The organism is Corallococcus sicarius, from assembly GCF_003611735.1.
GTDB classification, from domain to species: Bacteria; Myxococcota; Myxococcia; order Myxococcales; family Myxococcaceae; genus Corallococcus; species Corallococcus sicarius.
On sequence record NZ_RAWG01000162.1, the window covers coordinates 1 to 20,847 of the forward strand.

15 protein-coding genes are annotated in these 20,847 nt (G+C 72.0%); 2 read left to right on the forward strand and 13 right to left on the reverse strand.

What is annotated here, in order from left to right; translation table 11 throughout:
- Positions 1–421 precede the first annotated feature (421 nt).
- Entirely contained in the window at positions 422–1,801 is a 1,380-nt protein-coding gene (locus D7X12_RS23500) for a sigma-54-dependent transcriptional regulator (RefSeq protein ID WP_120627524.1), read from the reverse strand.
- Positions 1,783–3,261: a sensor histidine kinase gene (locus D7X12_RS23505; protein ID WP_120627525.1), complete on the reverse strand. Its 1,479-nt coding sequence runs from the start codon at positions 3,259–3,261 to the stop codon at positions 1,783–1,785. The genes D7X12_RS23500 and D7X12_RS23505 overlap by 19 nt, the downstream gene beginning before the upstream one ends.
- Before the next feature lie 257 nt (positions 3,262–3,518).
- Between D7X12_RS23505 and D7X12_RS23510 the strand changes: the two genes are divergently transcribed.
- Positions 3,519–3,938, forward strand: coding sequence for a response regulator (locus tag D7X12_RS23510; protein ID WP_120627538.1), 420 nt, complete (start codon positions 3,519–3,521; stop codon positions 3,936–3,938).
- A gap of 1 nt (position 3,939) precedes the next feature.
- Here D7X12_RS23510 and D7X12_RS23515 read toward each other — a convergent pair whose 3' ends face one another.
- The 9 genes from D7X12_RS23515 to D7X12_RS23555 form a co-directional block, all read right to left on the reverse strand.
- Positions 3,940–5,253, reverse strand: coding sequence for a dicarboxylate/amino acid:cation symporter (locus D7X12_RS23515; protein WP_120627526.1), 1,314 nt, complete (start codon positions 5,251–5,253; stop codon positions 3,940–3,942).
- An 8-nt stretch (positions 5,254–5,261) separates the two neighbouring features.
- Positions 5,262–7,043, reverse strand: a complete 1,782-nt coding sequence (locus D7X12_RS23520) for a monovalent cation:proton antiporter-2 (CPA2) family protein (protein ID WP_120627527.1) — start codon at positions 7,041–7,043, stop codon at positions 5,262–5,264.
- 62 nt (positions 7,044–7,105) lie between these two features.
- Entirely contained in the window at positions 7,106–8,842 is a 1,737-nt protein-coding gene (locus D7X12_RS23525) for an ATP-binding protein (RefSeq protein WP_120627528.1), read from the reverse strand.
- 112 nt (positions 8,843–8,954) lie between these two features.
- Positions 8,955–10,019 (reverse strand): chemotaxis-specific protein-glutamate methyltransferase CheB, encoded by a 1,065-nt coding sequence (gene cheB, locus D7X12_RS23530; protein ID WP_120627529.1) that lies wholly within the window; start codon positions 10,017–10,019, stop codon positions 8,955–8,957.
- Positions 10,016–12,169: a hybrid sensor histidine kinase/response regulator gene (locus tag D7X12_RS23535; protein WP_120627530.1), complete on the reverse strand. Its 2,154-nt coding sequence runs from the start codon at positions 12,167–12,169 to the stop codon at positions 10,016–10,018. Before D7X12_RS23535 ends, cheB begins: the two co-directional genes overlap by 4 nt.
- Before the next feature lie 3 nt (positions 12,170–12,172).
- Positions 12,173–13,816 (reverse strand): methyl-accepting chemotaxis protein, encoded by a 1,644-nt coding sequence (locus D7X12_RS23540; protein WP_120627531.1) that lies wholly within the window; start codon positions 13,814–13,816, stop codon positions 12,173–12,175.
- Positions 13,813–14,430, reverse strand: a complete 618-nt coding sequence (locus tag D7X12_RS23545) for a chemotaxis protein CheW (protein ID WP_120627532.1) — start codon at positions 14,428–14,430, stop codon at positions 13,813–13,815. The genes D7X12_RS23540 and D7X12_RS23545 overlap by 4 nt, the downstream gene beginning before the upstream one ends.
- Complete coding sequence (locus tag D7X12_RS23550; RefSeq protein WP_120627533.1) at positions 14,430–16,079, reverse strand: CheR family methyltransferase; 1,650 nt, start codon at positions 16,077–16,079, stop codon at positions 14,430–14,432. The genes D7X12_RS23545 and D7X12_RS23550 overlap by 1 nt, the downstream gene beginning before the upstream one ends.
- Positions 16,076–16,561: a chemotaxis protein CheW gene (locus tag D7X12_RS23555; RefSeq protein ID WP_120627534.1), complete on the reverse strand. Its 486-nt coding sequence runs from the start codon at positions 16,559–16,561 to the stop codon at positions 16,076–16,078. The genes D7X12_RS23550 and D7X12_RS23555 overlap by 4 nt, the downstream gene beginning before the upstream one ends.
- A 186-nt stretch (positions 16,562–16,747) precedes the next feature.
- Here D7X12_RS23555 and D7X12_RS23560 point away from each other — a divergent pair, with 186 nt between their 5' ends.
- Positions 16,748–18,337: a phytoene desaturase family protein gene (locus D7X12_RS23560; protein WP_120627535.1), complete on the forward strand. Its 1,590-nt coding sequence runs from the start codon at positions 16,748–16,750 to the stop codon at positions 18,335–18,337.
- 44 nt (positions 18,338–18,381) lie between these two features.
- Here D7X12_RS23560 and D7X12_RS23565 read toward each other — a convergent pair whose 3' ends face one another.
- The gene (locus D7X12_RS23565; protein WP_120627536.1) at positions 18,382–18,750 is read right to left on the reverse strand and encodes a VOC family protein; all 369 of its coding nucleotides are present in this window, start codon (positions 18,748–18,750) and stop codon (positions 18,382–18,384) included.
- A gap of 178 nt (positions 18,751–18,928) precedes the next feature.
- Complete coding sequence (locus tag D7X12_RS23570; RefSeq protein WP_120627537.1) at positions 18,929–20,719, reverse strand: methyl-accepting chemotaxis protein; 1,791 nt, start codon at positions 20,717–20,719, stop codon at positions 18,929–18,931.
- Positions 20,720–20,847: the final 128 nt, after the last annotated feature.

Below are 20,847 nucleotides of genomic sequence, written 5' to 3' on the forward strand. Positions count from 1 at the left end.
GGGGAGCAGGGGCCCCTTCAGGGAGGGAACACGGCGCGTGGGCGGCGCGTGCCCGGCGTCAGGGGCCGGACATGGAGGCAGGAGGGCGGGTGGCATCCAGACTGGGTCCTACGGATTGTCTGGCGGGATGGATCTTGAGCGAAACGAAGCGGTCCTGGTGAACAAACGGGACAGCAGTGGACCGGTCGCCTGCTTTCGTCGCGAGGCCGACCGCGAAGTGCCTGATATCAAGCGGTAAGAGGGCAAGACGCATCCGCGCAGAACCATACTCCGCTCGCGATGAAGCGGGGACCCCGGGTCACGGGAAGTCCACTGTCCGCACTGTCCGTGCGTTGATGGTGGAGGGTTGTGACGGCAGCGGATGCCTGGAGGGTGGAAGGCACCCGGACGGGGCACGAGCGACCGCTCACAGCGCTCCCTCTCAAGGCTTCTTCACGTCACGCGGCTCCCCGTCGCCGCGCTCCAGCTTTCGGTAGAGCGTCTTCCTGTCCACGCCCAGGATGCGCGCCGCGAGCGTGCGGCTGCCACCCACCGCCTCCAGCACGCGGTGGATGTAGCGGCGCTCCAGCTCCTCCAGCGTCACCAGCTCCGACGTGTCCGTGGGCTCCGGCGCCCCGCGCGGCGTGCTGTAGTTGCGCACGCGCTCCGGCAGGTCGTCCACGGTGAGCTGCTCGAAGGACGTGAGCGCCACGGCGCGCTCGATGCAATTCTGCAACTCGCGCACGTTGCCCGGCCACCCATACGCCAGCAGGCGCTGCGCCGCGGCGGGTGACAGGCCATCCACGCGCTTGCCGGTGCGGGACGCGAACTGTTCGATGAAGCGCTGCGACAGCAGCAGCACGTCGTTGCCGCGCGCGCGCAGCGGGGGCAGCTCGATGCCGATGACGTTCAGCCGGTAGTAGAGGTCCTCGCGGAAACGCCCCTCCTCCACCGCCAGCTCCAGGTCGCGGTTGGTGGCCGCGACGATGCGCGCGTCGAACGGCGTCTCCGTGTCCCCGCCCACCGGCCGCACCACGCGCTCCTGCAACGCGCGCAGGAGCTTCGGCTGGAGCGTGAGGGGCAGCTCCCCCACCTCGTCGAGGAAGAGCGTGCCGCCGTTCGCCTTCACGAACAGGCCCGTGCGCGCGGCCTTCGCGTCGGTGAAGGCGCCCTTGGCGTGGCCGAACAGCTCGCTCTCCAGGAGCTGCTCTGGCATCGCCGCGCAGTTGAGGGCGACAAAGGGCCCCTCCTTGCGCCGGCCCCGGGCGTGGAGCGCTCTCGCGGCCACCTCCTTGCCGGTGCCGCTCTCCCCGGTGATGAGCACCGTGGCGTCCACGTCCGCCACCCGGTCGATGAGCGCATACGCCTGCTTGAGGGCGGGGCTCTCCCCCACGAGCGCGCCATCGTCGTGACGCTGATCCAACGCCTGGCGCAGCCTGCGCACCTCCGCGTGCAGGGCGCGGTGTTGCACGGCGCGCTCCAGCACCAGCACCAGCGCGTCCAGGTCCACGGGCTTGGTGATGAAGTCGTACGCGCCCGCGCGGATGGCGGCCACCGCCGTCTCCAGACTGCCGAACGCCGTCACGACGACGACCGGGATGTCCGGCCGGTTGAGCACGATGCGCTCGCACAGCGCGAGCCCGTCCATGCCGGGCATGCGCAGGTCCGTGAGCACCGTGTCGAAGTCCTCGGCGGACAGGCGCTGGAGGGCCTCGTCCGCGGCGGCCACGGCCACGGGCTGGAAGCCCCGGCGCTGGAGCCCCTTCTCCACGAGCACGCGCATCTCGCGCTCGTCTTCGACAATCAGGATGCGGCCTGGCATGCGTTGGCTCCCGGCGGCAGGTAGATGGAGAAACAACTCCCACGGCCCGGCTCGCTCTTCACGTCAATCCAGCCGCCGTGGTCCCGCACCATCCCATAGGAGACGGACAGGCCCAGCCCCGTCCCCTCGCCCACGTCCTTGGTCGTGAAGAAGGGCTCGAAGACGTGGGGCAGCACGTCCGCGGGGATGCCCGTGCCCTCGTCCACCACGTCCAGCCGCACCCAGTCCTGCTCCGGTCCCCCCACGTCCGCGGGCGGCGTGGCGCGCACCACCTGCGAGCGGATCCGCAGCGTTCCGGGCTGGTGCATCGCGTGCAGCCCGTTCATCACCAGGTTCGTGAGCACCTGCTGGAACTGCCCCGCGTCCACCTCCACCGTGAAGCCCGCGGGCACCTCCTGCGACAGCGTGGCGCCGCGCTTGGTGGCCATGGGCTTGAGCAGCGACAGGGTGCGCTCGGCCAGCAGTGACAAATCCTCCGGCGCGCGCGACGGGGCCCGCCGCCGGGCGAAGTCCAGCAGCTGCCGGATGATGGCGGTCATGTGCTGCGCCTGCTGGAAGATGATGCGCGCGCACTCGCCCACCTCCTCGCCCTCCGCCTCCCCGGAGGACACCATCTTCGCGCGGCCCATCACCACGTTGAGCGGCGTGCCCAATTCGTGCGCCACGCCCGATGCCAGCTTCCCCACCGTGGTGAGCCGGTCCGCGTGGCGCAGGTGCTCCACCGTCGCCAGCCGCGCCGCCGTCTCCGCCGCCAGCCGCGCCCGCGTCTCCTCCAGCTGCTCGCCCATGCGGTTCATGGCCACCGCCAGCGTCGTCAGCTCGTCGCCTTGGAGGCGCCGCAGCGGCACGCGCGCGGTGAGGTCGCCCTCGCCAATGCGCCCCGCCAGGTGCACCAGCTGCTCCACGGGCTGGCCCACCAGCTTGCGGCCCATGGCCATGGCGGCCAGGAGGAAGAAGACGCTGAGCGCCGCGGTCGCGATGGAGGTGCCCACCACGGTGGTGCGCACGTGCTGCTGCTGTTCGGAGAGCGACTCGGTGATCTCAATGGCGCCCACGCGCCGGCCCAGGAACACCGGCGTGTATGAATGCAGCAGGCCCGGCGTGTTCGTGGTGTCGCTCAACCAGCCGTCATGGCCCGCGCGCAGGCTCAGCAGCAGCGCGGGGGGCAGGTCCGGCGCGAAGCTGGAGCCGGGCCCGCCATCCAGCCACACCCAGCGCAGCCGCACCTGCTCCTGGAAGCGGTTGGCCTGGTGGAGCAGGGTGAGCGCCTCGGCCTCGCCCGCCAGCTGCCACGCCTTGCCAATGGAGCCGGCGAGCGTGTGGCCGAGCAGCCGGTGGTCATGCTGCATGTCCGTCTCGGACCGGGTGAGCTCCCGGTTGACCTGGAACACCTGGAGCCCGGCCATCACCGCGACGGCGAGCAGCACGAGGGCCAGGGTGAATTTGCGAGCGAGCTTCACGGGAAGGGCAACCCCCGGTTCGGGTGTGAGGGGGAAGGAACACGCGGACCCGGGAGGTACGCTACGGGGCCCATGGGTGCGGCGTCACGAACAGCATGGGCCATGCCATCCCCCGTCCCCGCGAGAAGCCCCAAGGCCCTGGGGCACATTGCCCCGCAGGGGGCAGGATGCCCCTTTCCCCATCCAACGCCGGGCGCTGAACGCCGGAGCGGACCGGGAGGGCACGTGGCATGGGCCATGCTCCTTGCGCCGCTTCCATGACCGACCCGACCCTGACCGAAGACGCACCGCGCCCCCCGCGCATCCTGGTGGCCGAGGACGACGACGCGATGCGCGCGATGCTGGTGCAGACGCTGCGGCGCGCGGGCTACGTGGTGGTGGAGGTGGAGGACGGCTTCGAGCTGGGGGACTACCTGGCGATGATGCGGGGGCAGGGCGGCACGCTCGCCCCCCTGGACCTCATCATCAGCGACGTGCGGATGCCGGGGCGCACCGGGCTGGAGGCGCTGGAGCGGCTGCGCGACCAGGGCGTGTCCTGCCCGGTGCTGCTGCTCAGCGCCTTTGCGGATGCGGAGACGCACGCGGAGGCGCGGCGGCTGGGCGCGAGGCGGCTGCTGGACAAGCCCGTGGACCTGGACGTGCTGAAGGCCGCGGTGCACGAGGCCGTCGCGCACTGACCTACGACGGCGTCCCCGGCGGCTCCGCATTGGCCTGCGCGGGCACGGGCAGCGGCTGTCCGCTCAGCTCGGCGCGGAGCCGTTCGCGGTCCAGCTCGTTCTCCCAGCGGGAGACGACGATGGTGGCGACGCCGTTGCCAATGAAGTTGGTGAGCGCGCGCGCCTCGCTCATGAACCGGTCGATGCCCAGGATGAGGGCCAGCCCCGCCACCGGCACCGCCGGCACCACCGCGAGCGTGGCGGCCAGGGTGATGAAGCCCGCCCCGGTGACGCCGGACGCGCCCTTGGACGTGAGCATCGCCACGCCCAGCAGCGTGGCCGTCTGGGTGAACGTCAGGTCCACGTTGAGCGCCTGGGCCACGAACAGCGCCGCCATGGTCAGGTAGATGTTGGTGCCGTCCAGGTTGAACGAGTAGCCGCTGGGCACCACCAGCCCCACCACCGACTTCGAACAGCCCAGCCGCTCCAGCTTCTGCATCAGCGGCACCAGCGCGGACTCCGACGACGACGTGCCCAGCACCAGGAACAGCTCCGCGCGGATGTAGCGCAGGAAGCGCAGGATGGAGAACCCCGTCAGCCGCGCGATGGGCCCCAGCACCGCCAGCACGAACACGACGCACGCCAGGTAGAAGCAGCCCATCAGCCGCATCAGCGGGCCCAGGCTGGTGATGCCGTACGCCCCCAGCGTGAAGGCCATGGACGCGCCCGCGCCAATGGGCGCAAGCCGCATCACCAGGCCAATCATGTGGAAGAACGCCTTCGACAGCGCCTCGAACAGCACGACGACGGGCTTCGCCGCGGGGCCGATGGCCGTCAGCGAGAACCCGAACAGCAGCGCCAGCAGCAGCACCTGGAGCAGGTCGCCCTCGCCGGTGAAGGCATCCACGAAGGTGCGCGGGATGAGGTGCAGCAGGAAGCCCATCGTGGACTGGTCATGCGCCTGCTGCGCGAAGCGCGCCACGGAGCTCGCGTCCAGGGTGCGCGGATCCACGTTGAAGCCCGAGCCCGGCTTGAGCACCGACACGACGAGCACGCCGATGAGCAGCGCCAGCGTGGAGACGACCTCGAAGTAGAGCAGGGCCTTGCCGCCCACCCGGCCCACCTTCTTGATGTCCGCCACGTTGGCCACGCCCAGCACCACGGTGAGGAAGATGACCGGGGCGATGAGCATCTTCACCAGCGCGATGAACCCGTCGCCCAGGGGCTTGAGCTTCACCGCCGTGGCGGGCGCGAAGTGGCCCAGCAGGCCTCCGGCGAGGATGGCCGCGAGGACCCACAGGTACAGGCGCGAAGAGGACTTCGGAGGCGTGTCCATGGTCGTCCTCAGGCCGACTTCTGCTCGGCTTCGTCCTTCTCGAAGAGCAGCTCCAATTCCCGGCGGCCGCGCGCGATGACCTCCATCATCTTCTTCTCGTCCTTGAAGACCTTGGACGTCTCCACCATCAGGGACTCGTCGTGCTCGCGGAAGCGCTCCACGGTGCGGTGTGCCTCACTGAAGGAGAGGCCCATGGCCTGGAGCACGTCGCTGGACATGGCGAGGCTTGCGTCGAACGTCTCACGCATGATGCTCGTGATGCCCAGCTCCATCAGCTTGTAGGCGTGCTCGCGGTTGCGCGCCCGCGCGAAGATCTTCAGGTGCGGGAAGTGCTCCTTCACCATCTGCGCGGTGCGCAGGGACGCGGCCATGTCGTCGATGGCGAGCACGAACGCGCGGGCCTTGTCCGCTCGGGCGGCGCGCAGCAGGTCCAGCCGGGACGCGTCGCCGTAGAACACCTGGTTGCCGAAGCGCCGGATGAAGTCGATGTGCTCCGCGCTCGCGTCAATGGCGGTGAACCCGATGCGGCGCGCGAGCAGCAGGCGGGCCACCACCTGCCCCACGCGGCCCATGCCGGCGATGATGACCGGGTGGTCCTGGTCCGGGGACACGTCGTATTCGCGCTGCGGGCCCTTGGGCTTGAGGCGCGGCGCCACCCAGCGCTCGTGGATGACGGACAGGAACGGCGTCACCGCCATGGACAGGCCCACCACCAGCACCAGCAGGTCCGCCTGCGCGCGGTCCATCACGTGGAAGGACACCGCCAGCGAGAACAGGACGAAGGCGAACTCACCGCCCTGCGAAATCACCACCGCGAGGCTCACCGCGGAGCCCGGCTTCTTCAGCCCCACGCGCCCCAGGCCGTACAGCACCGCGCCCTTGAGGAGCGTGAGCCCCAGCACCAGCGCCAGCACGCGCCACGGCTCGCGGGCGAGCAGCGCCAGGTTCACCGACATGCCCACGGCGATGAAGAACAGGCCCAGCAGGAGGCCCTTGAAGGGCTCGATGTCCGCCTCCAGCTCGTGGCGGTACTCGGACTCCGACAGGAGCACGCCTGCGAGGAACGCGCCCAGCGCCATGGACAGCCCCACCGCGCTCACGAGCGACGCGGTGCCCACGACGACGAGCAGCGCCGTCGCGGTGAACAACTCCTGGCTGTGCACGGACGCCACGGCGCGGAACACTGGCCGCAGCAGGTAGCGGCCCGCCAGCACCACGCCCAGCACCACGCCCGCGGCCTTCAGGCCCAAGAGCCAGCCGGGCTCCGTGGACGGCGAGTCGGACACGCCCAGCAGCGGCAGCGCGGCCAGCAGCGGAATCACGGCCAGGTCCTGGAACAGGAGGATGCCGAAGGCGAGCTGCCCGTGCTCGGCGGTGAGCTGGTTCTTCTCCGCCAGCAGCTGGAGCGCGAACGCGGTGGAGGACAGCGACAGGCCGAAGCCGGCGATGATGGCCGCGCCCGTGGACAGGCCCAGCACCCGGCCCACGCCCGCGAGCAGCACGCCCGTCAGCACCACCTGCGCGCCGCCCATGCCGAACACCGACCGGCGAAGGTTCCACAGGCGCGAGGGCTGCAACTCCAGCCCGATGACGAACAGCAGCAGCACCACGCCCAGCTCCGCGATGTGGAGGATGTTCTCCACGTCGGAGATGAGGCCGGCGCCATGGGGCCCGATGGCCGCGCCCGCCGCCAGGTAGCCCAGCACGGAGCCCAGCCCCAGCTTCTTGAAGAGGGGCACGGCCACCACGGTGGCGGCGAGGAACACCAGCGCCTGATGCATGAAGGACATAAGGCGCCCTGCATGGCATGGCTTGACCCGCGGCGGCAACAGGCGGGCTGGCGGGGGAAGCGCTAGTGCTCGTAGGTGTCGCGCGGGCGCGCCATGCCGCCCACGGCCAGGGCCGGGGTGACGGTGGCGGGCGCGGACAGGGTGGCCACGGGCAGCGTGAAGGTGAAGAGGCTGCCAATGCCCACGGTGCTCTCCGCGCGGATGGTGCCGCCGTGCGCCTCGACGAGCCCCTTGGCGATGGCGAGCCCCAGGCCGGTGCCCCGACTGGCCGCGTCGCGCGCCTGCCAGTAGCGGTCGAAGATGTGCGGCAGCGCGTCCGGGGCAATGCCATTGCCGGTGTCGCGCACGTCGAAGGTCACCACCATGCCGCCGAGCACCGCCGCGCGCACCGAGAGCGTGCCGCCCGGCGGGGTGAACTTCACCGCGTTGCCCAGGAGGTTGCCCATCACCTGGAGCACGCGGCCGCGGTCGCACTTCACGCTCAGCGCCTCCGACGGCAGGTCCGCCTCCAGGTGCAGCCCCTTGGCCTCCGCGAGCGGCCGGATGGCCTCCAGCGCCTCGGTGGCCAGCGCCACGGCGGTGTGCTCGCCCAACTCCAGCGGCAGGTGACCCGCCTCCAGGCGGCCCCAGTCCAAGAGGTCGGAGATGAGCCGCGACATGCGCTCGGCCGCGTCGTTGATGCGATTGGCCTGCTTGGCCACCGCCTCGCCGCCGGGCTTGCCCGCCGTGCCGCGCAAGAGCAGCGCCGCGCCCAGCTGCACCACGCCCAGCGGGTTCTTCAGGTCATGCGACACGACGGCGAGCAGGTCCTCGCGGGCGCGGGCCGCCCGGCGCGACTCACCCACCAGCCGCGCGTTGTCGATGGCGAGGCTCGCGCGCAGGCACAGGTCCTCCGCCAGCGCCAGGTCGTCCGGGCCGTAGCGCCGCCCGGAGCCGGAGCTCACGAACGTCACCGCGCCCAGCGTGTGGCCGCGCGCGCGCAGCGGGATGATCATGTACGAGCGCGCCTGCAACGCCTCCAGCAGCGCCGGGTGCGCGGGCTCCGCCGCCGCCGCGCGCAAGAGCGAATCCGTCACCGCCGGCACCAGCTCCGGCTCCCCGGTGCGCAGCACGCGCAACAGGCCCACCGGCGCGTCGTCGCGCAGCGCCATGCGCGTGGGCAGGTCGCAGGCGCGCTCCTGCTGCGTCGGGTCCAGGCACGCCACCGCCGCGCGGCCCACGTACGGGCCCTGCTCCAGCGCGTCCACCAGGCACCAGTCCGCGAGGTCCGGCACGGCCAGGTGCGCGAGCAGCGTGTACATGCCCTGCGGATCCGGCGGGTGGGTGAACAGCGTCGTCATCGCGGAGTAGAGGAACGAGCGCCGGCGCTCCGCCGTCTCCACCTCCGCGCGCGCCGCCTGCTCCAGCTCCAGCGCGCGCGAATAGATGGCCTCCGCTTCCGTGAGCACCCGCGCCGTCACCAGCACGGACGGCAGCGTGGCCGCGTCCGCCGGCAGCGGCGTGAGCACCAGCGCGTGCAACCGCGGGCCCTGCGCTCCCGGCCAGGGCGCCTCCACGGTGACGGGCTCGCGCAGCGTCACCACCCGGACCCGCGCGGTCTCCAGCGCCGTCAGCGCCTCCGACGGCAGCCCCAGCTCGCTCCAGTGCCGTCCCGCCAGCTCCACCGCCGTCCAGCCGAGCGCTCGCGCCCCGGCCGCGCTGCACGACACCAGCCTGCCCGTGCCATCGAGCACATAGGCAGGGTCGGGAATCGCGGCGAAGACCGCTTCGTAGGCCGGACCAGTCGTGGGAGCGCTCATCTGGGAGGGGGGACGGGGGGGAGCCCCCATTGGAACCCGATATGGACACTTCGCACCAGGGTCGCCATTCCAGCCACCTTTCCCGGGGGATGAATTTCACTAAAGCGACACTTCACGTCCCCCTTCCGCCTGGCTGGAAGAGCGCCTGGAGGCGGCGGGCAATCTGCCCCAGGGGGAGGACCTCGTGGGCCAGGTTGGCGCCCACGACGACGCCGGGCATTCCGTAGACGACGGACGTGGCCTCGTCCTGGGCCAGGACGTGGCCTCCTGCCTGGTGGACGTCGCGGATGCCGTCCAGGCCGTCCTGCCCCATGCCGGTGAGCACCACGGACAGGGACGCGCGCCCGTACGCGCTCGCGACCGAGCGGAAGAGCCAGTTGGCGGACGGGCGGAAGCCCTGGATGGGGGCGGCGCCGGACACCTGGGCCCGGTGGTCCGCCGTCACGCCCAGGTGCTTGTCGTCCGGGGCCAGGTAGACGGTGCCCGCGATCAGGGGCTCGCCGTCCTCGGCCACCTTCACCCGCAGCGACGTCGCGGTGCCCAGCCACGTGGCCAGGCCCGAACCGAACCCCAGCGCGATGTGCTGCACCAGCAGGATGGGCGGCGGCACGTCCTTGCCGCCCTGGAGGTCGGTCAGGATGCGGTACATGGCGGCGGGACCGCCGGTGGACGCCGCCATGGCCAGCACGGACGGCGGGCGGGCGGTGGTGGGCGCCGTCTCCACGGGGGAGGGCGGCACGGCGGTGCGCTCCGGCCAGCGGCGCACCACCTTCACCTGGGCCATGGCCTTGAGCGTGTCGCGCAGGCGGCGGCTCTCCGCCTCGAAGTCCGGCGACTCCGGGCCCACCGGCTTCTGGAGCACCGCGAGCGCCCCGGCGCGCAGCGCGGCCATGGACGTGTGGATGTCGCGCTCCACCAGCGTGGACACCACCACCACGGGCGTGGGCGCCTCCGTCATGATGCGGCGGGTGGCGTCCAGGCCGTCCATGCGCGGCATCTGGATGTCCATCGTCACCAGGCTCGGCCGCAGCCGCTGGCACAACTCCACCGCCTCCACGCCGTCCCGCGCCTCGCCCACCACGGTGAGCGCCGGGTCGGTGCGCAGGATCTCCACCAGGAGCCGGCGGGCGGTGGGCGAGTCCTCGGCCACCAGGATGCGCAACGGTTCATTCTTCATAGCAGTCGCCTCAGCGTCTCCAGCAGGCTCGTCGGGTCGAACGCGCTCTTCACGATGTAGGCGCTCGCGCCGGCGTTGAGGCCGCGCGCCTTGTCCTCGGGCTTCTCCCGCGACGTCACCAGGACCACCGGCACCCGCCCGAAGCGCGGCGAGGCGCGCACGGCCTCGGTGACGGAGATGCCGTCCATGCGCGGCATCTCCACGTCCAGCACCAGCGCGTCCGCGCCGCCCGCCTGGAGCCGCTCCCAGGCCTCGGCCCCGTCCGCGCACGCGGTGACGTCGTAGCCGGCGCCCTCCAGGATGCTCTGCTCCAGCATGCGCGTCGTGGGCGAGTCGTCCGCCAGCACCACGCGCCTGCGCACCGCCTGCTCCTTGGGCGTGGGGAAGAAGTGCGCGGACGGACGGCCTCCCGCCGCGCGCACGAGCGAGGCCGGGTTGAGCAACAGCGCCATGCGGCCATCCGGCAGCACCGCCGCGGCGGACACGTGCCGCGCCCGCTTCACGCGCGAGCCCAGGGAGCGCACCAGCACCTCCTGCTCCGCGATGACCTCGTCCACCACCAGCGCCGCCTGCGCGGTGCCCGCCGACAGCACCACCGCCGACGGCCGCGCGCGCGGCGGGCTCGAGGGCAGGTCCAGCACGCTCGCGAGCGACGCCAGCGGCACCAGCGCGTCCGGCGTCACCCACGACATGCGGCCCTCCACCTCGCGCACGTCGGAGGGCGACAGCCGCAAGAGCCGGTCCACGCCCTCACTGGCGAGCGCGAGAATCTGTCCGCCCACGTCCACCAGCAGCACGCGCAGGGTGCTCAGGGTGAGGGGCACGTCCAGGATGAAGCGGGTGCCCTGGCCCGCCTTGAACGTCACCTCCACGTTGCCGCGCAGGGCCTCCACCTGGGCGCGCACCACGTCCAGGCCCACGCCCCGGCCGGACACCGCCGTCACCTTCGGCGCGGTGGACAGCCCCGGCAGGAAGACGAGCCGCGCGGCGTCCGCGTCGTCCTCGGGCGCTTCCATTCCCCGGGCCCGTGCGCGCTCGCGCAGCGCCTCCAGGTCCAGGCCGCGCCCGTCGTCCTCCACCGCCACCTCCACCCGGTTGCCGCGAAGCCGCGCGGACAGCACCACGCGGCCCTCCTCGGCCTTGCCGTGGCGCACGCGCTCGTCGGGCGCCTCCAGGCCGTGCGCCACCGCGTTGCGCACCAGGTGCAGCAGCGGCTCGCGCAGCGACTGGAGCAGGGAGCGGTCCAGGTCCAGCCCGCCGCCGTGCACCTCCATGCGCACGCGCCGGCCCAGGCCGTGCGCCACGTCGCGCGCGGCGCGCTCCAGCCCCGTGCAGCCCTCCTCGAAGGGGAGCATGCGCGCGCGGCGCACCTCGTCGTCCAGGCCGGTGGAGGACTGGAAGAGCGCGCGCCGGTCCTGCGCCAGCACCCGAGCCACCCGCGCCAGCTCCAGCTCCACCCGGCGCAGCGTCGCTTCGGAGGCCGTGCCGCGCACCGCGGCCCGCAGCCCGGTGACGTCGTCGCGCAGGGACTCCAGCGACTCGGCGTGGCCCTCCAGGCGCAGCATCGCCACGCGCAGCTCGCCGCTCCTGCCCAGCAGCGCGTCCAGCTTCTGCCCGGACACGCGCACCGGCAGCGCCTCGCCGGGCGCCACGGGGACGGGCAGCTCCACGTCGGCGGGGGACGGCGGCTCGGAGGCCTTGTGCGCGGGCCCGGAGCGCCCGGGCTCCGGACGGTGCTCCGGCGCTGGGGGAGGCGTGCCCTGTGCGGCCTTCTCCAGCTGCGGCAGCAGGGCCTCCAGCGGCGAGCCGGACAAATCCTGACGCGACGCCAGCCGGCGGCCCGCGTCGTCCAGCGCGTCCACCGTGGCGAAGCACAGCTCGAAGAGGTCCGGGGACGCGGCGCGCCCGTGGATGAGCGGCTCCAGCACCTCTTCCAGCCGGTGGCAGGCGGTCTCCACGCGGCTGGCGCTGGCCGCGCGCGACGCGCCCTTCACGCTGTGCAGCGTGCGCAGCAGGCCGGGGATGAGTTCGCGCGCGCGCGCCGGGGCCTGCTCCAGCGCGAGCAGGTCCCGGTTGAGGGACACGACGTGTCCCTCCAGCTCCTCCAGGAACGAGTCCAGCAGTGCCTGCGCCAGCCGGTCGCGATCCATGGCCTAGCGCCCGAACTCCCCGAGCAGTCCCTTCAGCTTCTGGCCCATGGCGTTGATGTCCTGCATCGCCCGCTCCGTCTGGCGCGACGAGATGAGGCCCTGCTGCGTGGCCTGGTTCACGTCATGCATCGCCTGGCGGATCTGCCCGATGCCGGTGGCCTGCTGGTTGGCGGACGCGGCGATCTGCGCGGCCGTGAGGGACGCCTGCGTGAGCAGGTCCGCGAGCTGCTGGATGGTGGCGCCCGCTTCGGTGACGACGCGGGTGGCGGCCGACACGCTCTTGGTCCCCTCCTCGGTGGTCATCACCGCGCCGTGGGTGGCCTTTTGGATCTGTCCCAGAATCTGACGCACCTGCGTGGTGGCCTTCTTGGATTGATCCGCCAGGGCCTTCACCTCGGAGGCGACGACGGCGAAGCCGCGGCCGTGCTCGCCCGCGCGGCTGGCTTCGATGGAGGCGTTGAGGGCCAGCATGTGCGTCTGTTCGGAGATGTCGTTGACGGTGGTGATGATGTCGCCAATGGCCTGGGCCTGTTCGGCGAGCGCGAGGATGCGCGACGCGATGGACTCCACCTGGTCGCGCACGGCGCCCATCGCGGACACGGCCTCCTCCACGGCGCGGCGGCCGGAGCGGCCCACCTCCTCGGAGTGGCGCGCGGACTCGCTCACCGCGCGGGCGCGGCCGGCGGCCTCTTCCGACGTCTTGGTGATCTCCTCGATGGTGCTCACCGTCTCCGTCACCGCGCTGCCCTGCTCCTGGGCGCCGGCCACCTGTTCGGTGGTGCTGGCGAGGATTTCGGAGGACGCGCCCGCCAACTGGTTGACGAAGTCCGCCACCGTCTTGAGCGTGTGCTCGCGCTGCTCGGCCTGCCGGGCCAGCTGCACCTCGGCCTGCTGGCGGCGCTCGGCCATGGCGTTGAAGGCGGTCGCCAGGTCCGCCAGCTCATCGCGGCCGCGCACGTCGATGCGGTGCGCCAGCTCGCCCCGACCCAGCTGTTCGGTGCCCAGGGTGAGCTTGCGCAGGGGGTGGGTGATGCCGCGGGTGACGACGAAGCTGCCCACGCCGACGATGGCCATGCCCAGCAGCGTGCCCAGGCCCAGCACCCACAGGCTCTGCTGCGCGGACTGCCGGGCCTCGTCGGCGTCGGCATCCCAGCGCTGCTGCTCCGTGTCCGCCATCTCGCCGATGATGATGCGCACCTGGTCCATCAGCGCCTTGCCCCGGCCATCCAGCAGGACGCTCGACGCGGCCTCCAGGCCCTTCTCGCGGCGCAGGCGGATGCCTTCCTTCAACCGCTCCAGGCGGGCTTCGATGACAGGCTCCAGGCGGGCCAGCCGCGCGCGCTGCTCGGGATAGGGCGCCATGGCCGCTCGCAGCGCGGACAGGTCCTGTTGCAGGCTGCTGAGCGCGGCGTTGTAGGGCTCCAGGTAGCCGTCCTCGCCGGTGATGATGAAGCCGCGCTGCCCCGTCTCCGCGTCCACCAGCAGCGCGCGCACCTCGCGCAGGACGCGGAAGTTCTCGTGGGCCTTCAGCAGGCTCTCCGTGGTGCTGGTGAGCTGCCGCGCGCCCTGGAAGGCGACGGTGGCGATCACCAGCAGGACCAGCAGGGACAGGCCGAATCCCAGCGCGATGCGATTCCCGATGCTCATGCGACTCCTTCTTCGGACAGCTCGAACACGAGACGGCTATCACCGAGGAGGGCCTCTCCCTCCAGGACGAGTGTGCCGTCCGGGCTGACGCCAGCCACCAGCGCGCCCGCTTCCTCTTCCAGGGAGGGGGGCGCGGGCAACAGCTCCGTGCCCGTGAGCACCGCCACCTCCGTCACCTCATCCGTGCGCAGGCCCAGCTCCGGCCGCGTGGTGCCCACGACCACCACCGGGCCACTGGCCTGGGTCGCCACGGGCCGGCCGAACAGCGGTGCCAGCTCCACCACGGGCAGCACCTCGCCGCGCAGCAGCGTCAGGCCGCGCAAGAGGGGCGGCGCGCCCGGCAGCGGGGTGAGTTCCGGCGCGCGCAGCACCTCCAGGATGAAGCGCGACTCCAGCGCGTACAGCTGGCCCGCGGCGCGGAAGCGCACCACCTCGCGCTGGCTGCCGGGCAGCACCGGGAGTTCGGCGGGGCGGGCCAGGGCGCGCGCGCGTGCGTCGAGCTGCGCGTGGGCCGCCTCGTCCGTGAAGGACTCCCGCGCATCGGCGGCGCGCTGCAATTCCTCCAGCCGGGCCCGGGCCTGCTCCCAGTCGATGACTCCCTCGCGCTTCGGCATCAGCCCGCCTCTCCGCCATCAATCCCGGGACGCTCCAGGCGTCGCCACTCCGCGCGCGCCACGTCCGCCAGGGCTCCTGCCCGCTCTCCCTCCGCCAGCGGCACCAGCGCCTCCGGCGGCAGCCTCCGACACAGCCCTTCCGCCTCGCGGTACGCCCGCGCCGCGGCGGCGAACTGCTCCTGCCGGCGCAGCACGTGGCCCAGCAGCAGGTGGCCCACGGCGAGGTCCGGCTCCAGGTAGAGCGCCTGCCGCGCGGCCTTCTCCGCGTCCGGAAGCCGTGCCTGTCCCAGGAGCAGCACCGCTTCCAGATACCGCAACCCCGCGACGAGCGGGTGGCGAACCGAAGCCTCTCCGCAGGCGAACACCGCCGCCCGAGGCTCCAGGTTGGCCAGCGTCCGCACCGCCGCCAGGGCCTGCTCCGGATCCGCCGCCTGGGCTCCCGCGCGCTTCGAGGCCTCACGCCAGTCGCCGCGAGCCAGCGCCTGCCGCACGGCCTCCAGGGCCTCCGCGCTCAGCGTGAAGCGCGCGGGCGCCGAAGTGCGTGCGGGCTCTGGGGCCCGGGCGGGCTCCGACGTGCGCGGAGGCTCCGACGGAGGCATGCCCCCGGAAGGAAACGGTACGCCAGCGTCCAGCGGTGCGCGTGCAAGGAACGCGTCGGTGAACGGGGCCCCGGTCGGCGACGTGAAGGCACCGGCCCTCTCGGTGGAGGACCCGCCCGGAGCGAAGCGCTCGGTGCCGGGGGCCACACGCCCCACGGTGAAGGGTGTGCCATCCGCGCGCAGGGGCGGCAGGGGCTGGAGCGGAACGAAGTGCGCGGCGTGCTGGCTGGCCAGGGGCTTGCGGTACAGCACGCCCCACTCCGTGAGCACGGCCTCGAACGGAGCGTAGTCCCCGAGCGGCGGATCCGACGGGCCGGAGAAGAGATAGCCGCCGTCATCCAGGGACGCATGGAGGCGGCGCGCCACGCCCGCGATGGTGGCGGTGTTGAAGTAGATGAGGACGTTGCGACAGAAGATGACATCCATCTGCCAGATGCCGCTGTCGGAGGACGGCCACGTCTCCAGCGCGAGGTTGAGGTAACCCAGTTGCACGTGGCACTTCACGTCCGGGCTCAGCAGGTAGTGGCGTCCCTCTTGCTTGAGGTGGGCGCGCATGCGGTCCGCGGAGGGGCCCCGCAGGGACCAGTCGCTGTAGCGGCCCTCGCGGGCGCGGGCGAGCGCCGTGCGCGATACATCCGTCCCGCGCACGCTCATGTGGTCTCCCCAGCCCTCGGCCATCAGCAGCGCGGCGATGGAGTAGGGCTCCTCGCCGGAGGCACAGGCCGCGCTCCACGCGCGCAGCACGTGCTCCGGACCGTGGCGCTCGCGCAGCTCGGGCAGCACCATGCGGCGCAGGTGGTCGAAGTGCTCGTGGGTGCGGAAGAAGTACGTCTCCCCGATGGTCAGCTCGGTGAGCAGGTCGTCCAGCAGGGCGGTGTCATGCAGGAGCCGCAGCCGGTACGCCTCCACGTCCCGCAGGTTCGCGCGGGCCATGGCGCGCTGGATGCCTTCCTCGGCGGCGGCCAGACAGCTGGGCGCGGCGAGCCCCGCGCGCTCCTCCACCAGGACGAGCACCTCCTTGAAGCCGGGAGACAGGAGGCCGCCAATCAAGCGGGCCCCGGCCGGTCTCCGAGCGCGGTGTCCAGTTGCAGCGCCTCTGCTTCGGAGAGGAAGGAGCGCAGGTCATGCACGAGCACCAGCCCGTCGGGCAGCTTCGCGACCCCGGCCACGAACCCCACGCCGGGCAGCTCGCGGGGGGAGGAGTCCCACTCATGGGCCGCGATGACGTGCAGACCCTCCGCGCGGTCCACGCGCAGCGCCACCGGACGCGGACCCGCGCGGGCGACGATGAAGTGGTCCATGGGCGACAGGGGCCGCGCGGGGTGACGGAAGCGCCGGCGCAGGTCCAGCACGGGAAGCAGCTCGCCGCGCAGGTTGAGCAGCCCCTCCACCACATCCGGTGCCTGGGGCAGGTGCGTGAGGCGCGCCGCGCGCACCAGCTCGCGCACGTCCTCCACCGGCAGGCCATAGCGCTGCCGCTCCAGCGTGAACAACAGGACTTCCTGTGGGCGAGCCTCCGGGAGGGGATTCATGGATGCGCGGCGCAGGGTACAAGAGGCGACGCACCCCGGGGATTCGGGATGTGGGCCCGTCCTCTAGAAGACGCTCCGAGGAACGCCCGGCGAGCGGCCGGGAGTCCCAGGGGAAACGCTTTTTCCCGTGGGACGTACCCGAAGGGACAGTCGCAAGCCGGCACGGCGCCGGGCATGGTGAGGCACATGGTTCGGCACGTCATCGTCGTGGGCGCAGGGCCGGGGGGGCTGTCGGTCGCCATCAACCTGGCGGGGCAGGGCTTCCGGGTCACCGTGGTGGAGAAGGACGCGGTGCCGGGCGGCCGGATGAAGGGCCTCACGATGGGCGCGGACGGCGAGTACGCCATGGACACCGGCCCCTCCATCCTCCAGTTGCCCGGCGTGCTGGAGCAGATCTTCCACCGCTCCGGCAAGCGCCTGGCGGACTACGTCACGTTGACGCCGGTGGACCCCAACACGCGCGTGCACTTCTGGGATGGCACGCACCTGGACACGCGGCGCGACGTGGAGCGGATGGGGCAGGAGCTGGAGAAGTTTGGCGCGGGCAAGGGCCGCGCGCTGAAGGACTGGATGGAGGACGGGCGGGAGAAGTACGCGCTCGCGTACGAGAAGTTCATCTGCACCAACGCGGGGAGCCTGGGCTACTACGCGCCCTGGCGGCTCGCGCCCACGCTGCGCTTCAAGCCGTGGCAGACGCTCTACAAGCAGTTGGACTCGTTCTTCCACGACGACCGGATGACGTACGCGCTGGCGTACCCGTCGAAGTACCTGGGGCTGCACCCGACGACGTGCTCGTCGGTGTTCAGCGTGATTCCCTTCATCGAGCTGGCCTTCGGTGTGTGGCACGTGCAGGGCGGCTTCCGGGCGCTCGCGCGAGGGATGATGAAGTGCGCCGAGGATATGGGCGTCACCTTCCGCATGGGCACGCCGGTGGAGCGCGTGCGGGTGGAGACGGGCCGCGCGGTGGGCGTGAAGCTCCAGGGCGGCGAGGTGCTGGACGCGGACGCGGTGGTGGTGAACGCGGACCTGGCCTACGCGGCGAAGAACCTGTTGGCCCAGGAGGTGCGCGAGGGCAGCCGGCTGACGGACGGGGCGCTGGAGCGGGCGAAGTACTCGTGCAGCACGTTCATGGCGTACTACGGGCTGGACCGGAAATACGACCTGCCGCACCACCTCATCTACCTGTCGGAGAGCGCGCGCAGGACGGACCGCGACGCGCTGGAGGACCGGACGGTGGACGTGGATGATCCGCCCTTCTACGTGTGCAACCCGGGCGTGTCGGACGCGTCCGCGGCGCCGGAGGGGCACTCGACGCTGTACGTGCTCGTGCCCACGCCCAACACGGCGCGGCCGGTGGACTGGGCGAAGACGGAGGCCACGCTGCGCGAGCGCATCCCGAAGATGCTGGAGAAGGTGGGCATCCGGGGCGTGCGCGAGCACGTGAAGGCGGAGCGCTACTTCACGGCGGAGACGTGGCGGGACGACTTCAACGTGTTCCGGGGCGCGGTGTTCAACCTGTCGCACACGTGGCTGCAATTGGGTCCGCTGCGGCCCCGCGTGAAGAACGCGCAGGTGGAAGGGCTGTACTTCGTGGGCGGCGGCACGCACCCGGGCAGCGGGCTGCTCACCATCATGGAGAGCGCGAACATCGCGGCGGACTACCTCACGCGCGAGGCAGGGAAGGGCGGCCTGCCGGGCTGGCCGTACGTGCCGCCGCTGGAGGACATCCCGGAGGCCGCCGCGAAGCCGCCGGCGCCCCAGGCCTTGGCGGGCTGAGGCGCCGGGTGTCTGTCTTTACCGCCTGTCTTTGAGGCCCGGTGCTACACGGCGCCGGGGCGGCAGCTCACTTCAACGAGGAAGCCGCCCGGGGCGCGGCAGTAGACGAGCGTGCCCCGGTTGTTGCGGAGGACGTCGGAGACCTCCAGCCCGTCGGCCTTCACGCGCTCATGGAAGGCGAGCACGGGGCCTTCCGAGTCCTGGAGGAAGCCCAGGTGGAAGTCCTCCGGGAAGGTGTCCGTGTCGCGCTTGCGGCGCTGGAGGACGAGCACGAAGCCATCCTGTCCGGCGAGCATGGCGATGGCGGGCGAGTCGTGGTTCTTCGCGTGCGACGTGAAGCCGAAGTAGCGCGTGAAGAAGCGGGCGGTGGCCTGGACGTCGGGGACCTGCAGGTCGAGGTGATTCAAACGCATGGCGAGCCTCGAAAAGGCACACGGGTGCCTACGAAGGGCCGAGGGTTCTTCCTCCCGAAGGAGGTCGAACAAGTGCTTCCACCATGGAAGTGACCGGGGCTCACCGAACCGGTCCGCCGTTTTTCGACCGACGCGAAATCTAGGAGCCACTCCGGGAGCGGCGCAAGCCCGCCCGCCGCTACGAGACGTACCGCTCCGCCAGCTGCGACACCTGCCCCGTCGCCTGCGCCACCGCGTTCGCCGCCGCCTGCGTGGTGTCCAACTGGTGCAGCGTGGCGGCCATCAGCTCGTCCATCTCGCTCACCGCGCCGAAGAGCTGATCCACGCCCGCGTGCTGCTGCGCCACGGCTTCGGCGATCTGCCGCACCGCGTGCGCGGACTCCTGTGCCAGCGAGATGAGCTCGCGCAGCCGCTCGCCGCTCTTGCGCAGCGGCACGAGCGCGGCCTCCACGCCCAGGGCGCTCTTGTCCGCCGTCACCACCGCCTCGCCCGTGGCGGCCTCCATGCCCTCCAGCAGGCCGCGCACCTGACCCGTGGCCCGGATGGACTGGTCCGCCAGGTCGCGCATCTGCCGCGCCACCACCGCGAAGCCCCGGCCCTGCTCGCCCGCGCGGCTCGCCTCGATGGCGGCGTTGATGGCCAGCATGTGCGACTGGTCCGCCAGCGACTTCACCACCTCCGATACCCGACTCACCTCGCGCGCGCGCGTGCCCAGGTCGCTCACCTGCTGGTTGAGGCCGTTCGTCAGGTCGCGGATGTCCGCGAGCCCCTGCTCCGTGCCCGCCAGCGACTCCTCGCCCAGCTGGCCCATCCGCGCGGCGCGCTCCGCCACCTGGAGGATGTTCCCCGCGCGGCTGGCCGCGAGCTTCGACGTCTGCTGGATCTCCTGCGCCGTGGTGCGCGCCTGGTGGATGGCGGCGGCCTGCCGGGACAGCGTGCGGTTCTGCTGGTCGCTCGCCTCGGTGAGCCGCGTGCCCGCCTGCGCCAGGTGCCCCGCCGACGAGCGCAGCGACCGGGGCAGCTCCTGCAACTGCTCATAGAGCAGCCACGTGCGCGCGGACAGGTCGCCCAGCTCGTCCGTGGACACCCACTGCGGCGGCTGCGAGCGGCCCTCCACCAGCGCGTCCAGCGAAGCGCCAATCGCCTTCGCCCCCTGGGACAGCCGGCGCGCCGCCCAGGCCGCGGTGAAGATGGCGCCCAGCGCCGCGAACCCACCCAGCAGCGCCACCGGTGTCGTCAGGTCACTCTGCAGGGGCTCGATGCTGGAGCGCACCCGCGTCGCGCCCCGGTAGTCCCCCTCGACCTCCAGGTCGTCCGCCAGCGACGAGAGGTTCTTCTCCAGCCGAAGCTGCAACGTCGCGATGCTGGTGATGCACGTGATGAGCAGCGCGGACACGACGATGGCCGGCAGGAACCAGCTCTGCCGGGGCAGGAAGAGCCCCTCTCCGGCGGGCCGCTCGTGCGGCGCGCGGCGGAAGGCCTCCAGCGTCACCGCCGCCAGCGTCCGCTCGTAGAGCATGTACATGATGGGCGCGCTGAAGAGCCCCGCGCTCATCGCCACCGCCACGCCCACCAGGATGACGCGCGGGGGACGGTCCAGCGCCAGGCCAATGGCGCCGTTGAAGCAGATGCCACCCAGGAACCAGCCCGCCTGCGCCTCCACGAACGTCAGCACGCCCGGCAGCCGCAACAGCCGCCGCAGCCGCTCCGGCGCGTTGCCCTCCTCCTCGTGCAGCGCGTGCCGCAGGAGCGCGCCCACCGCGCCAATGGGCACCACCAGCGCCAGCCCGCCAATCACGATGGGCGTGACGACCCCCAGCACGAAGCCCATCGCGCTCGAGTCCACGTCCAGCAACTGCATGTCGACGTAGATGGCGGGCGCCACCGCCACCGTGACGACAAGCGTGCGCAGCATCAGCAGCTTGAGGAGCAGCGCGTTCGCGAGGGACGGCGTCGAAGGTGGGGTCATCACGAGGGCCGGTCCAGGAGAGGTCTCAGACTGGGCGGGAAGTGGGGGTGCGTCAATGTGACGACTTCGTTCTGTGACAGTAACTCCAGGGTCTCCCTGGATAGCACGCACGCAGTGGGTAGGGCGGG

Coding starts and splice junctions, on each gene's coding strand:
- D7X12_RS23540 (WP_120627531.1), bottom strand. CDS start 13,816: ATGAGCATCGGGAATCGCATCGCGCTGGGATTCGGCCTGTCCCTGCTG.
- D7X12_RS23525 (WP_120627528.1), bottom strand. CDS start 8,842: ATGAGCGCTCCCACGACTGGTCCGGCCTACGAAGCGGTCTTCGCCGCG.
- D7X12_RS23500 (WP_120627524.1), bottom strand. CDS start 1,801: ATGCCAGGCCGCATCCTGATTGTCGAAGACGAGCGCGAGATGCGCGTG.
- D7X12_RS23545 (WP_120627532.1), bottom strand. CDS start 14,430: ATGCCGAAGCGCGAGGGAGTCATCGACTGGGAGCAGGCCCGGGCCCGG.
- D7X12_RS23555 (WP_120627534.1), bottom strand. CDS start 16,561: ATGAATCCCCTCCCGGAGGCTCGCCCACAGGAAGTCCTGTTGTTCACG.
- D7X12_RS23570 (WP_120627537.1), bottom strand. CDS start 20,719: ATGACCCCACCTTCGACGCCGTCCCTCGCGAACGCGCTGCTCCTCAAG.
- D7X12_RS23510 (WP_120627538.1), top strand. CDS start 3,519: ATGACCGACCCGACCCTGACCGAAGACGCACCGCGCCCCCCGCGCATC.
- D7X12_RS23535 (WP_120627530.1), bottom strand. CDS start 12,169: ATGGATCGCGACCGGCTGGCGCAGGCACTGCTGGACTCGTTCCTGGAG.
- cheB (WP_120627529.1), bottom strand. CDS start 10,019: ATGAAGAATGAACCGTTGCGCATCCTGGTGGCCGAGGACTCGCCCACC.
- D7X12_RS23560 (WP_120627535.1), top strand. CDS start 16,748: ATGGTTCGGCACGTCATCGTCGTGGGCGCAGGGCCGGGGGGGCTGTCG.
- D7X12_RS23515 (WP_120627526.1), bottom strand. CDS start 5,253: ATGGACACGCCTCCGAAGTCCTCTTCGCGCCTGTACCTGTGGGTCCTC.
- D7X12_RS23565 (WP_120627536.1), bottom strand. CDS start 18,750: ATGCGTTTGAATCACCTCGACCTGCAGGTCCCCGACGTCCAGGCCACC.
- D7X12_RS23520 (WP_120627527.1), bottom strand. CDS start 7,043: ATGTCCTTCATGCATCAGGCGCTGGTGTTCCTCGCCGCCACCGTGGTG.